General features: G+C 68.8%; 18 protein-coding genes and 1 tRNA gene. 11 read left to right on the forward strand and 8 right to left on the reverse strand.

The window, feature by feature from the left end:
* Positions 1-115: 115 nt before the first annotated feature.
* Both purF and NO364_RS18380 read left to right on the forward strand, forming a co-directional pair.
* On the forward strand, positions 116-1,558 hold the full coding sequence (gene purF / locus NO364_RS10355; protein ID WP_157691270.1) for an amidophosphoribosyltransferase: 1,443 nt from the start codon (positions 116-118) through the stop codon (positions 1,556-1,558).
* Between the two features lie 90 nt (positions 1,559-1,648).
* Positions 1,649-2,410, forward strand: coding sequence for a halocyanin domain-containing protein (locus NO364_RS18380; protein ID WP_420191824.1), 762 nt, complete (start codon positions 1,649-1,651; stop codon positions 2,408-2,410).
* On the opposite strand, the gene NO364_RS10365 is transcribed toward NO364_RS18380, so the two are convergent.
* The 3 genes from NO364_RS10365 to NO364_RS10375 form a co-directional block, all read right to left on the reverse strand.
* Positions 2,407-3,048, reverse strand: a complete 642-nt coding sequence (locus NO364_RS10365) for a helix-turn-helix domain-containing protein (protein WP_157690852.1) — start codon at positions 3,046-3,048, stop codon at positions 2,407-2,409. The two genes, NO364_RS18380 and NO364_RS10365, sit on opposite strands and share 4 nt — an antisense overlap.
* An 82-nt stretch (positions 3,049-3,130) precedes the next feature.
* Positions 3,131-4,246 carry a copper-containing nitrite reductase gene (nirK, locus tag NO364_RS10370; protein WP_157690851.1) on the reverse strand — a complete coding sequence of 372 codons (1,116 nt, stop codon included), beginning with the start codon at positions 4,244-4,246 and terminating at the stop codon, positions 3,131-3,133.
* A gap of 164 nt (positions 4,247-4,410) precedes the next feature.
* Positions 4,411-4,815 (reverse strand): MoaD/ThiS family protein, encoded by a 405-nt coding sequence (locus NO364_RS10375; protein ID WP_157690850.1) that lies wholly within the window; start codon positions 4,813-4,815, stop codon positions 4,411-4,413.
* 123 nt (positions 4,816-4,938) lie between these two features.
* Between NO364_RS10375 and NO364_RS10380 the strand changes: the two genes are divergently transcribed.
* Both NO364_RS10380 and NO364_RS10385 read left to right on the forward strand, forming a co-directional pair.
* Positions 4,939-5,316, forward strand: coding sequence for a winged helix-turn-helix domain-containing protein (locus tag NO364_RS10380; protein ID WP_257627470.1), 378 nt, complete (start codon positions 4,939-4,941; stop codon positions 5,314-5,316).
* On the forward strand, positions 5,313-5,588 hold the full coding sequence (locus tag NO364_RS10385) for a DUF7521 family protein (protein WP_157690848.1): 276 nt from the start codon (positions 5,313-5,315) through the stop codon (positions 5,586-5,588). Before NO364_RS10380 ends, NO364_RS10385 begins: the two co-directional genes overlap by 4 nt.
* A 79-nt stretch (positions 5,589-5,667) precedes the next feature.
* Here the strand turns inward: NO364_RS10385 and NO364_RS10390 are convergent, their stop codons facing one another.
* The gene (locus NO364_RS10390) at positions 5,668-6,228 is read right to left on the reverse strand and encodes a DUF420 domain-containing protein (protein WP_157690847.1); all 561 of its coding nucleotides are present in this window, start codon (positions 6,226-6,228) and stop codon (positions 5,668-5,670) included.
* A gap of 153 nt (positions 6,229-6,381) precedes the next feature.
* On the opposite strand from NO364_RS10390, the gene NO364_RS10395 reads away from it, so the two are divergent.
* The 6 genes from NO364_RS10395 (at position 6,382) to artA (ending at position 11,034) form a co-directional block, all read left to right on the forward strand.
* Positions 6,382-6,466: transfer RNA gene (locus tag NO364_RS10395), tRNA-Leu, on the forward strand.
* Positions 6,467-6,717: 251 nt separating this feature from the next.
* Positions 6,718-7,056, forward strand: a complete 339-nt coding sequence (locus tag NO364_RS10400; RefSeq protein WP_157690846.1) for a DUF7471 family protein — start codon at positions 6,718-6,720, stop codon at positions 7,054-7,056.
* Positions 7,053-7,568, forward strand: a complete 516-nt coding sequence (locus NO364_RS10405) for a winged helix-turn-helix transcriptional regulator (protein WP_257627471.1) — start codon at positions 7,053-7,055, stop codon at positions 7,566-7,568. The genes NO364_RS10400 and NO364_RS10405 overlap by 4 nt, the downstream gene beginning before the upstream one ends.
* Positions 7,569-7,626: 58 nt before the next feature.
* The gene (locus tag NO364_RS10410) at positions 7,627-8,916 is read left to right on the forward strand and encodes a DUF7405 family protein (RefSeq protein WP_257627472.1); all 1,290 of its coding nucleotides are present in this window, start codon (positions 7,627-7,629) and stop codon (positions 8,914-8,916) included.
* A 57-nt stretch (positions 8,917-8,973) separates the two neighbouring features.
* A complete protein-coding gene (locus NO364_RS10415; RefSeq protein ID WP_157690843.1) occupies positions 8,974-10,050 on the forward strand; it encodes a DUF7350 domain-containing protein in 1,077 nt (358 codons plus the stop codon).
* 39 nt (positions 10,051-10,089) lie between these two features.
* The gene (artA, locus tag NO364_RS10420; protein WP_157690842.1) at positions 10,090-11,034 is read left to right on the forward strand and encodes an archaeosortase A; all 945 of its coding nucleotides are present in this window, start codon (positions 10,090-10,092) and stop codon (positions 11,032-11,034) included.
* 262 nt (positions 11,035-11,296) lie between these two features.
* Here the strand turns inward: artA and dph5 are convergent, their stop codons facing one another.
* Positions 11,297-12,088, reverse strand: coding sequence for a diphthine synthase (gene dph5 / locus NO364_RS10425; RefSeq protein ID WP_157690841.1), 792 nt, complete (start codon positions 12,086-12,088; stop codon positions 11,297-11,299).
* 27 nt (positions 12,089-12,115) lie between these two features.
* Entirely contained in the window at positions 12,116-12,271 is a 156-nt protein-coding gene (locus tag NO364_RS10430) for a DUF7563 family protein (protein ID WP_166033678.1), read from the reverse strand.
* Between the two features lie 102 nt (positions 12,272-12,373).
* Between NO364_RS10430 and NO364_RS10435 the strand changes: the two genes are divergently transcribed.
* Positions 12,374-12,814: a universal stress protein gene (locus NO364_RS10435; protein ID WP_157690840.1), complete on the forward strand. Its 441-nt coding sequence runs from the start codon at positions 12,374-12,376 to the stop codon at positions 12,812-12,814.
* Between the two features lies 1 nt (position 12,815).
* On the opposite strand, the gene NO364_RS10440 is transcribed toward NO364_RS10435, so the two are convergent.
* Together NO364_RS10440 and NO364_RS10445 are read right to left on the reverse strand one after the other, a co-directional pair.
* Positions 12,816-15,080: an NADP-dependent malic enzyme gene (locus NO364_RS10440; protein WP_257627473.1), complete on the reverse strand. Its 2,265-nt coding sequence runs from the start codon at positions 15,078-15,080 to the stop codon at positions 12,816-12,818.
* 42 nt (positions 15,081-15,122) lie between these two features.
* Positions 15,123-16,433, reverse strand: coding sequence for a hypothetical protein (locus tag NO364_RS10445; RefSeq protein WP_257627474.1), 1,311 nt, complete (start codon positions 16,431-16,433; stop codon positions 15,123-15,125).
* Positions 16,434-16,589 lie beyond the last annotated feature (156 nt).

A 16,589-nucleotide genomic window follows, 5' to 3' on the forward strand; every position in this document is an offset into this window, starting at 1 on the left:
GGCCTATCGCCGCTCGGGGTCGAGGCGAAAACGTACCCAATAGCGTGCCTTTTTACCCCGCGGCACACTACCCACGCTCATGGCACACGGGCGGGATCACCGTACCCCGGACGGGATGACCGAGAAGTGTGGCGTCGTGGGCGTTTCCCTCGCCGACCGCGACGCCGCTCGGCCCCTGTATTACTCGCTGTACGCACTCCAGCACCGGGGGCAGGAGTCGGCCGGCATAGTGACCCACGACGGGTTCCAACAACACAGTCACGTGGAGATGGGACTGGTGGGCGACGCCTTCGGCGCCGACGACCTGGACCAGTTGAACGGGACCGCCGGGATCGGTCACGTTCGGTACCCGACGTCCGGCGGCGTCAACGCCTCCTGCGCTCAGCCGTTCTCCGTCTCCTTCAAGTCCGGATCGCTCGGCCTCGCACACAACGGCAACCTCGTCAACGCCGCGGAGATCCGCTCGGACCTCGAGGCGCTCGGCCACGCCTTCACCTCCGACGGCGACACCGAGGTGATCGCCCACGACCTCGCGCGCAACCTGCTGGAGGAGGACCTCGTGCGGGCGGTCAAGCGAACCATGGGCCGCATCCACGGCTCCTACGCCCTGACGATCATGCACGACGACGCCGTCCTCGGGGTCCGCGATCCGGAGGGGAATCGCCCGCTCTGTATCGGGAAACTCGACGACGGCTACGTGTTGGCCTCGGAGTCGGCGGCCATCGACACGCTGGACGGTGAACTCGTCCGCGACGTGGCTCCCGGGGAACTGATCGTCCTCGAACCGGACGGCTCCGGATTCGACTCGTATCAACTCGTCGACCGCGACGACACGGCCCACTGCTTTTTCGAACACGTCTACTTCGCCCGCCCGGACTCGGTCATCGACGACGACCTCGTCTACGACGTGCGGCGTGACCTCGGGCGCGAACTCTGGGCGGAGAGCGGCATCGATACGGACGTGGTGATGCCGGTGCCGGACTCCGGGCGCTCCTTCGCCTCCGGCTACGCCGAGGCCGCGGGCGACGACGGCGGCGACGTGGAGTTCGCCGAGGGACTGATGAAGAACCGCTACGTCGGCCGGACGTTCATCATGCCGACACAGGACGAGCGCGAACGCGCCGTTCGGCTGAAACTCAACCCGATCCGGAGCACGGTCGAGGGCAAGACCGTCACCATCATCGACGACAGCATCGTCCGTGGCACCACCTCGACCCAGTTGGTCGACCTCATCCGCGACGCCGGGGCCGAGGAGGTCCACGTCAGGATCGGTGCCCCACCGATCGTCGCCCCCTGCTATATGGGGATCGACATGGCGAGCCGGGACGAACTCATCGCGGCGGACAAGAGCGTCGACGACATCAGGGAGATCATCGGCGCCGACAGCCTCTCCTATCTCTCCATCGACGCCATCGCCGACGTCCTGGGTCGGGCGAAAGGCGACCTCTGTCTGGGCTGTGTGACCGGGGAGTATCCGTACGACATCGAGGGCGAGCGGACCGACCGCGACGTCTCCCGGCCGGCCGTCGGTGGCGAGTCCGCGCCGGCGGACGACTGAACTCCCGTCACCGAACTGACCGAAAACCCCGCGGATCGGGCCCGAAACCGGCAATATTTTTGAAGGGGTCGTGTGTAGGAGGAGGCGACCATGAGCGAGGAACGCGACGCTCGGCTGGGACGGCGGCGGCTGTTGCAGGCGAGCGCCGGGGCCGTGGGTGCCGGGCTACTCGGTGTGGGAGCGACCGGGACCGCCGCGGGCCAGTCAGGCCCGTTCGACGGATGGATGAGTGACGTGAGCAACTACGAGGGCGTCGTCGACCAAACGGGGTCGGGCGAGGTGACCGTCGAGGTGGGCGTCGAGGCCAACAACGGCGCGTTCGGGTTCGGTCCGGCGGCCATCCAGGTCGACACCGGGACCACCGTCGTCTGGGAGTGGACCGGCCAGGGCGGACAGCACAACGTCGTCGCGGAGGAGGGCGGCGACTTCGAGAGCGAGCTCTCCGCCGAAGCCGGCTTCACTTTCGAACAGACCTTCGACTCCGAAGGCGTCGTCAAGTACTTCTGTACGCCCCACCGGGCGCTCGGCATGAAGGGCGTCGTCGTCGTCGGCGACGTCGACACCGGCGCGGAGGTCATCAGCGGCGGTGGCGGCGACGGCGGTGGCGGCGGTGGCGACGGCGGTGGCGGCGACGGCGGTGGCGGCGGTAACAGCGGTAGTGAGGGGAGCGGGAGCGGCGGTGACGGCGGCAGCGCGGCCAGTCAGGTGATGTCCCTGGCGATCGGCGGGTCGCTCGTCGCCGCGTTCCTCTCGCCCATCGTCTTCGGGCTGATCCTGATGCTCCGGGATGCCGGCGGCTCTCGCTCCGACGACGCGAGCGCCGAACACGGGGAGCCGAGCCACGAGGACTAGTCGACGACGCTCGCGTCGGCGACGAACGCGCGGATGATCGCGCCCTCGGCGCGGTGGAGCCGTTCGCTGGCGGTCGACTTGGCGATATCGAGGTGATCGGCCAGCTCGGTCAGCGTACAGGTCCGCGGCGTGTGGTAGTAGCCGCGTTCGACCGCCGTCTCGAGCAGGTCGCGCTGGCGGTCGGTGACGACCGACTCGGGGTCCATCGAGGTGCGGACCGACCGCACGTCGAACTCGAGGCCGAAGGTACGAAGCTGGTCGGCGAGCGACGACAGTCGGTCCCGCGAGGCCGTGAGTTCGAGGTCGGCGACGCCGTCGACGATGGTGATCGGCGGCTCGAACGGCGTCCGGGAGTTACGGATCGAGAGCAACAGGAGGGGTTCGTCGGTCTCGAACTGGATCAGCGCCCGGTCGTCCCCACGGTGGAGCAGTTCGAAGACCCGGACGCCGGAGACCGCATCGAGCTGCGAGAGGACGGCCTCCATGTCGGGGGCCGTGATCTCGACCAGCCCGACGCCCGTGTCGTCGTCGTCGGGGAGCGCGGCGAGTACGCGGAAGGTCGCCTCGGGATGGCGCGACGAGAGATCGGCGATCCAGACGTCCTCCGGAAGTGTCACCGCGAGCCGTGCCGTGGGCATGACAGTACGGTTGTCCGCGACGGGTATAAGTCGGTCTCGACGCGCCGGAACGGCGAACGGATCGACATCGACCACAAGGATGTCAGGCGTACTGTGCCCCTTCGTGGCTGGTGCCGTGGGCGTCGGGGTCGTAGATGTCCTCGTTCTCCTCGCCGACCACGTCGACCTCCGCGAGCATCCCCCGGCGGGCGACGCGACTGAGCGCGTGGTCGACGAGCTTGATCCGCTCGGGGACGGGCGTGTCCATCTCGCCGATCATACAGCTTCCGGGCGGCACCTTCACCGTCTGGATGTTCTTGTCGGCGTACGCCTCGAAGTCACCGTCCTCGGGGATGCCACCGTCGCGGTAGGCCCGCTTCCAGACGTTGCCGATCGGGTGGAAGTTGCTGGAGTAGTTCGGGCCGCCGTCGACCATGAACACGCGCACCCGTTCGCCCTGCTGGACCTCGATCGGGCCGCGGTTGGCGGCCGCCCACGCGTACTTCTCGCCGTTCAGGAGGACGTAGGTCGGGTTCTCGTTCCGCATCGCGGCCATGTCGAAGCTGTGCTTGCCCTCCTGTCCGACCTCGCCGTCGGTGTACACCTCGTGCTGGCCGAAGTAGAGCTCGCGGTCCACCTCGGGGAGTCCCCCCTCCGGTTCGACGAGGATCATGCCGAACATCCCGGCACTGATGTGCATGTCGAGGTTCGGCACGGCACAGTGGTAGATGAACGCGCCGGGGTAGTCGGCCCGGAACCGCATGGCGTTCTCCTCGCCGGGTGCGGCGGTGGTCGCCACCGCCCCGCCGCCGGTACCGTAGACGGCGTGGAGGTCAACGTTGTGTGGCAGCGCGTTACCCGAAGGACTCTCGAAGGTCAGGTCGACGGTGTCCCCCTGCCGGACCCGGATCATCGGGCCCGGAATCTCCCCGTCGAACGTCATGAAGTCGAAGGTGACGCCGGGTTCGATCTCGGCGGTCACCTCCTCGGCGGTCAGCGTAACCTCGTGCGTCGTCGGCTCGTCCCGATCGATCGGACCCGGGATGTCGGTGGGATCGGCAGCCACCTGGTCGGTAGTCGGCGTCGACGTCTGTTCGACCTGTTGTCGCTGCGTCTCGGCTTCAGAGGCTCTCGGAGCCTCGGCGCTGCACCCTGCAACTGTCGCCGCGCCGCCGATACCGAGCGCCTGGAGCGCCCGTCGACGGGTGGTTTCGAACATCGGGTGTCACCTCTGTTTGGATCATCGGGAGCAACCCGTATCAACCGGTCAGTCGATTCCTGACGGGTGGGTCCGCGACCGAACCGGTTCGGCCGGGTACATAAAAGGGCCGGCGGACGGGCGACGAACGGTCGCTCCGACGGTGACGCGGCAACGCCGCGCAGTCAACAGCAGAAGATGAACGGGTAGACCAGGCTCACGCGGTCCTCGTCCTCGATTTTCGTGTCGAACCCGTCGAGGACCTCGTTGAACTTCCCGTTGACCAGCACACGCGCGTAGGGTTTCGTCTGTTCGCCCTCGGGATTCTTGTGCCACGTGCCCGGGAGGTTCTCCGGGGGTTTCGCCCACCCGTCGGTCGTCGCCTCGGCCTCCGTCTCCGCGACGAGCATCTCCGCGAGCCCGGGCTGTTCGTCGAACAGTTTCTCCAGCAGGTCCCGGAGGGTATGCCCCTCGAACGTGAACTCTTGGTGGGGCTGGTCCATCGCGTCGCGGACGTGTCCGGTCGCGTGGAGCGCCACCGTCGTCGTTCGTGGATCCGTCCGGCCCTCGGAATCGGTAGTCGTACTCATGACGACTACACATACGTGAGTATCACCCGAAAAGCTGTGTCCGAACATGTTCGATCGGCTCCGTGTCGTCGTCGCGCTCCGGGAAACGGCGGGCCTAAGTGAGTTCCTCGGCGATGGGTGTGTATGGTGCGCGATCCGCTGTCGGGCGACGATCCGCCCGACCTGCAGTCGGTGTTGGACGCTCTCGACGACGCCGACTGCCGGACCATCATCCGGCACCTCGACGAGCCGATGACGGCGACCGAGGTGTCGGAGGAATGTGATATCCCCATGTCTACGACCTACAGAAAACTCGAGCTACTGACCGAAGCATCGTTACTCGTCGAGGGAACGGAGATCAGACCGGACGGTCACCACGCCACGCGCTACGAGGTCGACTTCGAGGCCGTCACCATCGGGGTGACCGAGCAGCGCGACCTGGACGTGAGTATCGACCGGCCGTCTCACAGCGCCGACGAGCGCCTCGCGTCACTGTGGGGGGAGGTTCGCAAGGAAACATGAGCCACATCGACATCGCGCTCATGGCGGTCAAGACGGGGACGCTTTTGCTCGGGAGCCTCATCACCTTCCTCTCGCTCAAGGCCTACCGTCGGACTGGCACACCCGCGCTCCGGGCGCTCGGCATCGGGTTCGGTCTCGTCACCGTCGGCGCGCTCCTCGCCGGCGTCGGCCACCAGTTCACCGCGCTCTCGCTCACGCACTCGGTCGTCATCGAGAGCGGACTCACCCTCGTCGGCTTCGCGGTCATCGTCTACTCGCTGTACGTGGAGTGACACCGCTCCGCCGCCGGTTCGGCGCCGGTCTCCTCGGGTACCGTTACGGTCGGTTGCGACAGGATCGACTCGTGGTCGGTCAGTAGCGGAGATAGAGCAGGCCGTAGACGACGTTGCCGAGGACAAAAGAGAGCAGCCAGAGCGCCGCGGCCACCCGTCCGACGCGGGCGTGGGCGGTGTCGGCGAGCGCCGCGACCGGACGTGTCGTCCCGAGCAGGAGCACGTAATAAAGGAGGGGGATACAGACGATGGCGAGGAGGATGTGGACCGCGAGGAGGGGGAGATACACCCAGCGGCGGACGGCGTCGGGGCCGGGGAACTCCGCGGGCCCAACGAGTGTCACCTTGTAGAGGTAGAGCACGAGGAAGACGGCGAAGAGGGCGGCCGAGGTAAGCATCATCGCGCGGTGTCTGTCGAACTCGCCGCGGCGGGCGAAGGCGATGCCCGCGGCGATGGTGACTACGGCGACGGCGCTGACGGCGGCGTTGACGTGGGGGATGGCGGTCAGAACCGCCTCGGGCGCGCGCGGAACGGCGCCGCGGGGAATCGCGCCGAGCACCGCGCCGAACACCAGAGCGAGCGACGCGGCGGTGAGGACGGCGGTGAGTGCCGGCACGCGGTTCCGTGCGTCGAGCTGCATACCCGACGGTGAGGTAGCAACTCACAAAACGTCGGGGATTTCGGTGCGGGCGCCACGACGGAGGCCACCGAACGACGACGGGCAAAAGGAAAGCCATTTCAAATACCCCCGACAACGGTGGTATGCGTACCGACGAAACACAGAACACTGCGAGCGTGGGTAGCCAAGCTAGGCCAACGGCGCAGCGTTGAGGGCGCTGTCCTGTAGAGGTCCGCCGGTTCAAATCCGGTCCCACGCATCGCACGGACGCGAACGGACGTGAGCGGCCGGGGATGCACACCCGGGTTCGAATCAGGGAGAACGCGCGAGCGTTCGACCGTGGTTCAAATCCGGTCCCACGCATCGCACGGACGCGAACGGACGTTCGCGCCCACCGATGCAGGTGATTCCCATCCGGGACATCACCCACGCAAAACTTCTCCACGGACGTCGACGGCGAGCGGCAGCCACGACGAAGCGTTCAGGTGCGCCCGGTCCGAACGGGCGCACATGGAACCGTCTTTGCCTCTGCACGCCGTCGCCGACGCGGGCTTTAGGTCGCCCGGGCTGGTCGCCGTCGTCGTCGTCGCCACGCTCGGAGCAGCCGTGCTCCTCGGGGTGGCCTTCGCCGCCTTCGTGCAGCGGCGCTCCCGGCCCTACCTCCTGCTCGTCGCCGCCTTCGCCGCGCTGCTCGGTCGGTCCGCCGTCGTCGGGATGAGCCTGCTCGGGGGACTCTCACCCGCGGATCACCACCTCTTCGAACACGGCCTCGACGTGGTGCTGGTGGCGCTCGTCGTCGCGGCGGTGTACTACGCCCGGAGCGTCGACCGGGAGGTGTCGGCCTCGTGACGACCCAGCGCGACCGTATCCGCCGACACGTCGCCGCCAACCCGGGCGTCCACTTCAACCGGCTCGCCCGCGAACTCGATCTGGCGACGGGGCAGGTCCAGTACCACCTCAAGAAGCTCCGCCGGGCTGGCGACCTGGTCGCGGAGCCGCTGTACGGCCGCACGCATTACTACACGCCGGAGTACGACGCGGCGGAGCGGGGGGCCATCGCCGTGTTGCGACGGGAGACGGCGCGGGACGCGTTGCTCTCCCTGATCGACCGGGGGCCGAGTCCACCGGGGACCGTCGCGGCGGACCTCGGCATCGCCCGGAGCACGCTGGAGTGGCACCTGGATCACTTAGTCGAACAGGGCCTCGTCGAGAAGCGACGCGACGAGCGCGACCGCGTGACCCTCGCCCTGTCGCGGCCGGGGGCGACCGCCCGCGCGCTCCGCGAGATCGAACCCAGCCTCCCCGAGCGACTCGTCGATCGGTTCACGCGACTCGTCGACGGACTGGTCGCCGACGAGTAGCCTTCGAGAGCCACACCACAACCCGCTTCCCGTCGAGGCCCGAAGGCTCCGCCGACCGATGTCCACTGACGGCGACCGATCGCGGCGCGCGGTTCTGAAGGCGGCCGTCGCACTCGGCGGCGCGAGCGCGCTGAGCGCCTGTCTGGACCGCACCGACGACGACCCCGTCCCCACGGGCGACCCGGCGTCCAAGCCGCCCAGACAGCACGCGTGGCGCGAGTACGTTCGCCACGACGATCACGGGAACACGCAGTTACCGTCCCACCAGATCCTTCTGTACCTCGATTTCGACGTCGAGGGGCCGCCGACGGACGAGGACCAGGAGGCGCTCGCGGCGTCGCTCACCGCCCTCGACCGCGCCTACGCGTGGCGTCACGAGGGGCTCCTCCACTCGCTCGCTTACTCCCCGGCCTACTTCGACCGGTTCGACGCGTCGCTCCCCGAGGGGATCGACCTCCCCGAGCCGACGGCCCTGTCGCCGTTCGAGTCGCCGACCTTCGACCGACAGGATGCCGTCCTCCACCTCGCCAGCGACCGGGCCGACGTCGTGCTGACGGCCGACCGCGCCCTCCGCGGGGAGCGCGAGACGGCCAACGGCGTGTCGGTGCCGCCGCTGACCGAGGTGGCGACGGTGGCGTCCCGGCGGACGGGCTTCGTCGGCGCCGGTCTCCCCGCGGCCAACCAGGACGCGGCGGGCATCCCCGACTCGGAACCGGTGCCCGAGGCGTCGCCGCTGTTCATGGGCTTCGAGGCGGGGTTCCGCGGCAACCAGGCGACGGAGGACTACGTGACTATCGAGTCGGGGCCTTTCGCCGGCGGGACGACCAAAGTGATCGCCAACCTCCGCCAGCGACTCGACGACTGGTACGACGAGCAGTCCGAAGCGGAGCGGGTGATGGAGATGTTCAGCCCGGGGCACGCCGAGAACGGCCTCGTCGAGGGCGTCGGCGACAACCTCGGGTCGTCGAGCGGGATCGACCAGTTCGTCGACGGCATCGTCGACGACGCACGGGAGCACGGCCGGGTCGGCCACGCCCAGAAGGCCGCGCGGGCCAACCGCGACACGGACGGGAACGTCCGCCTGCTCCGCCGGCATTTCGAGTCGACCGACGACATCGGGTCGGATCAGCGGGTCGCGAGCCTGCATTTCCCGTCGCTCCAGCGGCGGATCTCGGCGTTCGAGGCCGTGCGCCGGGCGATGAACGGGACCGACCTGACGGAAGCGACGCCGGCGATCCGCCAGCGGGTCAACAACGGCATCCTGGAGTACATCTTCGTGCGTCGCCGGGGGAACTTCCTCGTCCCGCCACGTCGACACCGTGTCCTGCCGACGCCGCGGCCGGAGTGAGCACCCGTTCGACGACCGGACCAGAACCGGTTTTCCGTCCGAGCCCCGAGCGGGGATATGAAGCGCCGGGAACTGCTCCGGACGGGCGCGGCCCTGTCGGGAGCGCTGACGCTCGCGGGCTGTTCTAGGCTGATGGAGACGCGGGCGGCCGGCGTTCCCCCGGTCCCGGAGGACCGTCCCGACGGCGTCTACCTCCCCAGTCACGTCGAGGGAATGGAGATGGTCGGCACGGCGTCGAGCGGCGACTACGTGGTCGGCCTCATGTACAGCTACCCCCACCGGTTCTGGAACGTCAACGGCGAGAACGTCTCGCTGACCGAGATCGACACCGACGACGCCGTCCACCTGATGGCGAGCGTCTGGGACGCCGACACCGAGGCGATCCTCCCCGACACGGGCCTCTCGGCCGAGATCTATCGGAACGGGTCGCTCGTCTCCCAGGAGGCCATCTACCCCATGCTCTCCCAGCCGATGGGGTTTCACTACGGGGCGAACTTCGGCCTCGACGGGGAGGGGACGTACGCGGTCCGCCTGAGCGTCGGTGCGGTGTCGACGCGCCGAACGGGGGCGTTCGAGGGGCGGTTCGCCGACCCGGCGACCGTCGAGATCCCCTTCGAGTACAGCGAGGCGGCGAAAGAGGAGATCGAGTTCCGAACCCTCGACGACCGGGCCGGCACGCCCGGGGCGGTCGACCCCATGGGCATGGAGGGGCTCCCCGACTCCTTCGCGCCGCCGGAGTCGGCGCTGCCGGGGCGTGTCCTCGGCGCGGCGACGAGCGACGACGCCCGCCTCGTCGTGACCGCACTCGACGGCCCGCCGACGGGGATCGACGCGGAGGGGACCTACCTCGCCGTCTCGGCACGGACCCGGTACAACCGGATGGTGATCCCCGCGATGGGGCTGTCGGGACGGCTAGAGCGCGACGGCGAGGCCGTATACGACGGCGAGTTCGCGCGCACGCTCGATCCGGACCTGGGCTATCATTACGGGGCGGTCGTCGACGGCGTCGAGTCGGGGGACACGCTCACCCTCTCGACGACCGTCCAACCACAGACGGCGCGCCACGAGGGCTACGAAACGGCCTTCGGCGGAGTCACGGGCGGGATGCCCGACGTGACGGTCGAGGCACCCTGAACGACAAGGGATTTATCGGTCGATGTCGTTGTCACGGATATGGCAGGCCCCGTCACCGACGTACTCGCCTGGGCCGTCGTCGGCCTCTTTCTCGTCGGTGCCCTCCTCCGGTGGCAGGACCGCGACGGCGGTCGGGCGGTGACCGTCGCCGCGTGGGCCGTCTTCGCCGCCTTCTGGGCCGCGCTCGTGCCCCACTTCGCGTTCGAACAGAAGAGTTTCGTCGAGGGCTTCCTCTCGCTCGTCGCCGTCCCCGCGTCGCTGTACGTGGGCTGGCTCCTCTACGACGGCCGGGACTCCCTCTTCGTCCTCTCGAAGGCCATCGCCGTCATGGGCGTCGTCTACCTCCCCTTCGAGACGATTCCGGCGCTCACGGTCGGCGGCCTCGCGCTCCCGTCGCCTCGCTATATCCTCATCTCACATACGACCGCCCAGACAGAACGGGCGATGGAACTGTTGGGCTACACGCCGACGCTCGTCGAGGGCGACCAGGGGTATCTCAACACGTTCAAGTTCGTCACCGAGGGCGGACACGTCATCCTGTTCTCGATCATTCTCGCCTGTACGGGGCTGGGCAGCATCGCCATCTTCGTCGGCCTCATCGGCGCCGTCGAGGCACCGCTGCGTCGAAAACTCCGGGCCCTCGCCGTCGCCGTGCCGATCATCTACGTCCTCAACATCGCGCGCACGACGTTCATCGCCGTGATGTTCGGCGAGCAGTACATGCAGTGGTTCGTCGACGAGGTGCTGTTCCTGTTCGGCGGCACCGACCCCTACAAGGTCTCGTTTTACATCTCGGATCGCGTCATCAGTCAGGTGCTCGCGGTGTTCGCCCTGATCGGCGTCACGTTCCTCGTGGTGCGTGAACTCCCCGAACTCCTGACAATCGTCGAGGACGTCCTCTATGTCGTCACCCGCGAGGAGTACGACCTCCGGGAGGCGCTCGACCTGCCCGAACCGGACGAGATCGGACCGGGCGCCGATTAGGGGGAGACGGCCACAATGCTTTCGTGGGCAGGCTGAGCGTTCCTGATCGGTATGGCGTGTCGCGGCGGCGGGCGTCACCCGGCCTCAGAGCCTGCCGACCCCGACCGCTTCCCCCGTTCGACAGGAACTCCTCAACCGTATTAAAATTTTATCCCGTTTGCCCGTGTTTTTGCAAAAAAACCGGCGATCTCCCGCATCTGCATAATATTTTCGTGATATTTTTCGCGTCGGTGTCGCGTTTCCAATGGTGGATCGACGCTCCCTACTCCGGGAGGAGCGCCGCGGGCGCGTCCGCGAGCGTCCGGAGGGCGTCGGCCTCGACGTGGTGGACCTCGCCGGGGATCACCAGCAGGTGGAGCGGGTCGCCGAAGTCGCGGTCAGCGAGCGCCGCGAGGCGGTCGGCGGCGACCAGTGGATCCGGGCTCCCCGCCCGCGCCACGGCCACGGCGAGGCGGTCGGGCCACTCCGCGGCGAGCAGATCTGCGGCGACGTCGGCGGTCATGAACCGCTCGCCGGCGTCCGGTCCCCGTCCGTCGTCGACCTTGATGTCGAGGTAGACGAGGGTGTGGAGGCCACGCTCGCGGTTGGCCGCGACCGAGTCGACGACCGAGTCGGGGACGCCCGCCCCGCCGTGGGCACGGGGGAAGGGGAGCGTGACCGCCTTGCCGAAGCGGTAGTTCTGGAGGCCGGTGAGGCCGCTTGCGGCGGACTGGGCGGTGACACCGTGGACGACCCTGGTGTCGATCCCGCGGTCGATGGCGCGCAGGCGGAGGTCGACGTGGGTCGTCGAGATCATGGCGTCGCCGGCGGTCAGGAAGACGGCGTCGCCGTCCGCGGCGGCGTCGAGGATGGGATCGGGGTTCCGTTCGACGCCGGCGCGGTCCCGGACCTCGATGTCGACCCCGTGGTGGGATTCGAGGGCGTCGACGCTGGTCCCGACGAGGCGACTGGTGTAGAACTCCGCGAACGCACGGTCGGCCGCACGGAGGGCGTCGCGTCCCTCGACCGTGATCGACCGTTCGTCGTAGAGTCCGAGGCCGACGAAAGTGAGCATACGGGTCGTGGGACGCGAGCCGATAAATCAGGTGCGTCTCGCGCGCGCTTGCCGAACGTCCGCGCCGTCGCGGACCAGATCCTCACAGTTCGGACAGACGCGCGGTTCCGTCATGCCGGTGGGGGCGAACACTCGGACGTAGTCGTCGGTGACGAACGAACCACAGTTCTGACAGCTCGGCATACGTGCCAACGAGTGACGTGAACCATCATGTACGTTACGGCCGACCGACGTGATCGGGACGGGAGTCGTCGTTTCAAGTGCTCGGGGGTCGAACGGCCGCGTATGTACGACGCGATACTCGTCCCGACGGACGGTAGCGAGGGCGTCGAGCGGACGCTCGACCACGCCCTCGAGATGGCGCGCAACCACGACGCGACGGTCCACGCCCTCTATGTCATCGACCGTCGGTTCGAACTCGCGGCCGACGAGGACCGCGACGACCTGATCGCCCGCCTCACGGAGCGCGGCGAGGGGGCCGTCGCGGCTGTGGCCGAGCGGGCCGGGGCGGCCGGCGTCGACGCCGTGACCGGCGTCCGCGAGGGCATCCCCTACAAGACCATCCTCGGGTACGCCGACGAGGCGGACGTGGACGTCATCGCGATGGGGACCCACGGCCGCACCGGTCGGGACCGACTCGCCCACCTCGGTTCGGTCACCGAGCGCGTCGTCGAGAACGCGACCGTCCCCGTGTTCGTCGTCAACATCGGGGACGACGCCGACTGAGCTACCCGTCGCGTTCCTGTGCGTCGACGACGGCGACGCCCGCGAGGTTGACGATGTCCTTGACCTCGTCGCCACGCTGGAGGACGTGGACGGGTTCGTCCATGCCGACCAGCATCGGCCCGACGGCGTCGGCGCCGCCGAGGCGCTGGAGGAGCTTGTAGCCGACGTTACCGGCTTCGAGGTTGGGGAAGATCAACACGTTCGCGGGTTCGTCGAGCTCGGCGAAGTCGTAGGTGCCCTCGAGGACGTCCTCGACGACGGCCGTGTCGGCCTGCATCTCGCCGTCGACCGGGAAGTCGACCGCCGGATCCGCCCGGAGTCGCTCGGCGGCTCGCCGCGGTTTGCGTGTCCCCGCGTTGTCGACGCTCCCGAAGTTCGAGTACGAGAGGAAGGCCGTCCGCGGCTCGACGTTGAAGCGGCGCGCCAGGTCGGCGGTGTGGCGACCGATCTCGGCCAACTCGTCGGCCCCAGGGTCCTGGTTGACCGTGGTGTCGGCGACGAAGATCACCCGGTTCCGGAAGGCGAGCATGTAGACGCCGGCCGCGTAGTCGGCGTCCTCGGCGGTCCCGATCACCTGGAGCGGCGGCCGCAGCGCCGAGGGATAGTGGTGGGTCAGTCCCGTCAGGAGCGCGTCGGCGTCGCCGGCCTCGACCATCACGCTCCCGAAGTAGTCGGTGTCGGTGCGGACGCGGTCCGCGGCCTCGACCCGCGTGAGGCCCTTTCGCTTGCGCGCGTCGTAGAGCCGGTCGGCGTAGGCGTCGAGCACGTCGGCCTCGGCCGGGTCGACGATCGCCGGGTCGAACTCGAGGCCGAGATCGGCCAGTCGTCCCTCGATCGTCTCGCGGTCCCCGAGCAGGACGGGGTGGGCGATCCCCTCCTCGACCATCCGGGCGGCGGCGCGGATGGTCGTCGGGTTCGTCCCCTCCGCGAGGGCGACCCGCTTGGGGTCGGTCTTGGCCTTGTTGAGGACGATCCGCATCATCTCGCGGTCCTTTCCGAGGCGGGCCTCCAGGTCCTCGCGATAGGTGTCGAGGTCGAGGTCGACCCGGGCGACGCCGCTCTCGACGGCTGCTCGGGCGACGGCGGGGGCGACCTCGAACAGCACGCGCGGGTCGAGCGCCTTCGGGATGAGGTACTCGGGACCGTAGCGGAGCGGGTCGTCGCCGTAGGCCTTCGCGACGGCGTCCGGGACGTCCTCGCGGGCGAGTTCGGCGAGTGCGCGGGCGGCCGCGACCTTCATCTCCTCGTTGATCTCGCGGGCGCGCACGTCGAGCGCGCCCCGGAACATGAAGGGGAAACAGAGGACGTTGTTCACCTGGTTCGGGAAGTCCGAGCGGCCGGTGGCGGCGATCACCGTGTCGTCGCGGGCCGCCCGGGCCTCGTGGTATCCGATCTCGGGGTCGGGGTTGGCCATGGCGAAGACGACGGGGTCCCGGGCCATCGAGCGAACCATCTCGGGGTCGACGAGGCCGCCGACGGCGAGGCCGACGAAGACGTCGGCACCCGCCATGGCGTCGGCCAGGTCGCCGGCGGGGCGGTCGCTCGCGAACCGTGCCTTGTAGTCGTTGATCTCGCCCGCGTCCGCGCGCGCAGTCGTGACGATTCCCTCGGAGTCGACCATCGTCACGTTCTCGCGGGGGACGCCGAGCGAGACGTAGAACTCGGCGGTGGCGATGGCACTGGCGCCCGCGCCGGCGAAGGCCACCTCCAAGTCGGCGAGGTCCTTGTCGACGAGGTCGACGGCGTTGAGCAGGGCCGCCCCGGAGACGATGGCGGTGCCGTGCTGATCGTCGTGGTAGACGGGGATGTCCATCCGCTCGCGGAGCCGTTCCTCGATCTCGAAACACTCGGGGGCCTTGATGTCCTCGACGTGGATGCCGCCGAAGGAGGGTTCGGTGAGCGCGACGGCCTCGACGATGGCGTCGGGGTCGTCGGTGTCGAGTTCGAAGTCGAACACGTCGATGTCGGCGAAGCGCTTGAGTAGGACACCCTTCCCCTCGATGACGGGTTTGGACGCCTGCGCGCCGATATCACCCAGTCCGAGGACGGCCGATCCGTTCGAGACCATGCCGACGAGGTTCCCCTTCGCGGTGTAGGTGTAGGCGTCGGTCGGGTCGTCGGCGATGGCCCGACAGGGCGCGGCCACGCCCGGCGAGTACGCGAGACTCAGGTCGCGTTGCGTGCTGGTCGGTTTCGTCGTCTCGATGGCGACCTTGCCCGGCGGATCGCGCCGATGGTAGTCGAGGGCGTCTTCGTCGAGTCCCATACCGCCGACTCGACACCCGCGCTGATAAAACGGGGCGGACGGTTACGCGTCCGCGGGCGGGGTGTCGAGCCAGGTGCCACGCAGGCTGGCGGCCCACTCCGGCCGGCGCTCCCACGGCACGTCGGACGGGAGCGCGGTGACGACCGCCGCGCCGGCGCGGATGCGGTAGGCGTAGACGGTGGTGCCGTCGATCTCGTAGAGCACGCGGTCCCACGGCCGCCCGGCGAAGGTGGCGGTGCCGGACGCGGTCACGGGGCCGTCATCGGCCGACGCGACGGCCGACCGGGCGACCTCGGGGGAGGCGAACCGTTCGACGTACAGCGGTTCGGCGTCGAACCCCGCGTCGACCGTGTCGATCAGCATCGTGACGCCGGCCGTCCGACTCGGTGATCGGACCGGGCCGAAGAGGTCGGTGAGGACCGGTTCGAAGTCGTCGAGTCGCTCGCGGTAGTCGACCGTGTCCTCGAGGAGAGCCACGGTACCGTCCTCGCCGACAGCGTACAGTTCGTTGTACTGCGGTTCGTTCTCGTGATCGCCGACCGGATGCGGGGGGGAGTGGGCGTGTGCGTGGGTGTAGGTCCGGTGCCCGCTCGGGAACTCGTGGGTGTGCCGGTCGATCCCGTCGCCGGCCGTCGACTCGGTGCGGTCCGGATGGGACCAGGTGACGAAGTCGTCGTCGGCGCTCACGAGCGCGACGACCCGGTCGTCCCCGCCCGGGACCAAGGTGTCGTACAGTGGCCCGTAGATCGGCCGCCGGGAGAACGCGTTCTCGACGTACTCCGTCGAGATGGCCCGCTGGTAGAACACCCGGGCACTGGAGAGCGCCCGCCGCTGTAGTTCCTCGTCGTTCCGGGTGACGCCCCGCTCGAAGTCACGGACGTAAACGTTGTCGCCACGCCGGAGCGCGGCGTCGACGACGAAGTGATCGACGAGGCTCGACCGCACGTAGTCGGCGACGGTCGTGGTCGCCTCCCGCAGCGCCGTCACGTGGGACTGGGTCGCCTCGTCGGCGGTCTCGGCGTCGCCGATGGCGCCGAGCACCCGGTTGACCCGCGTTCGGAGTCCGCGGATGGCCGCCGGATACTCCGTGCGGAACCACTCGAACTCCGCGACGACGTCGGCCGTAGCGCCCGCGAGGTCGGCGTGGGCCACCGGCGTCGCCGTCGCCGTCGCCGTCTCTGTCGCGTTCGTCCCGGTCGGTTCGGGGGTCCCCGTTGCCGCCGCAGTCGACCCGCCGTCGGCGTTCGATCCGTCGTCGGCGGTCGTACCGTTGGAGCCGTCGAAACACCCCGCGAGGATGGAGGACTGGGCGAGCGCCGCGGCCGCCAGGAGTCCCCGTCGGGTCACGGACATTCGGTGAAAGGGAGGGCCGGCGGCCAATTAGCTCTGTCGGCCGACCGCTCGGCGAGCGTTAACGTCTTGAACCGGGGTGTCGAACGACGCCGTATGAACCTTCCATCGTTGACGACGCCGGACGGTCTCTTCGAATACATGATGGTGTTTATCCTC

The sequence above is a fragment of the Haloplanus salinarum genome, assembly GCF_024498175.1.
Lineage (GTDB): Archaea > Halobacteriota > Halobacteria > Halobacteriales > Haloferacaceae > Haloplanus > Haloplanus salinarum.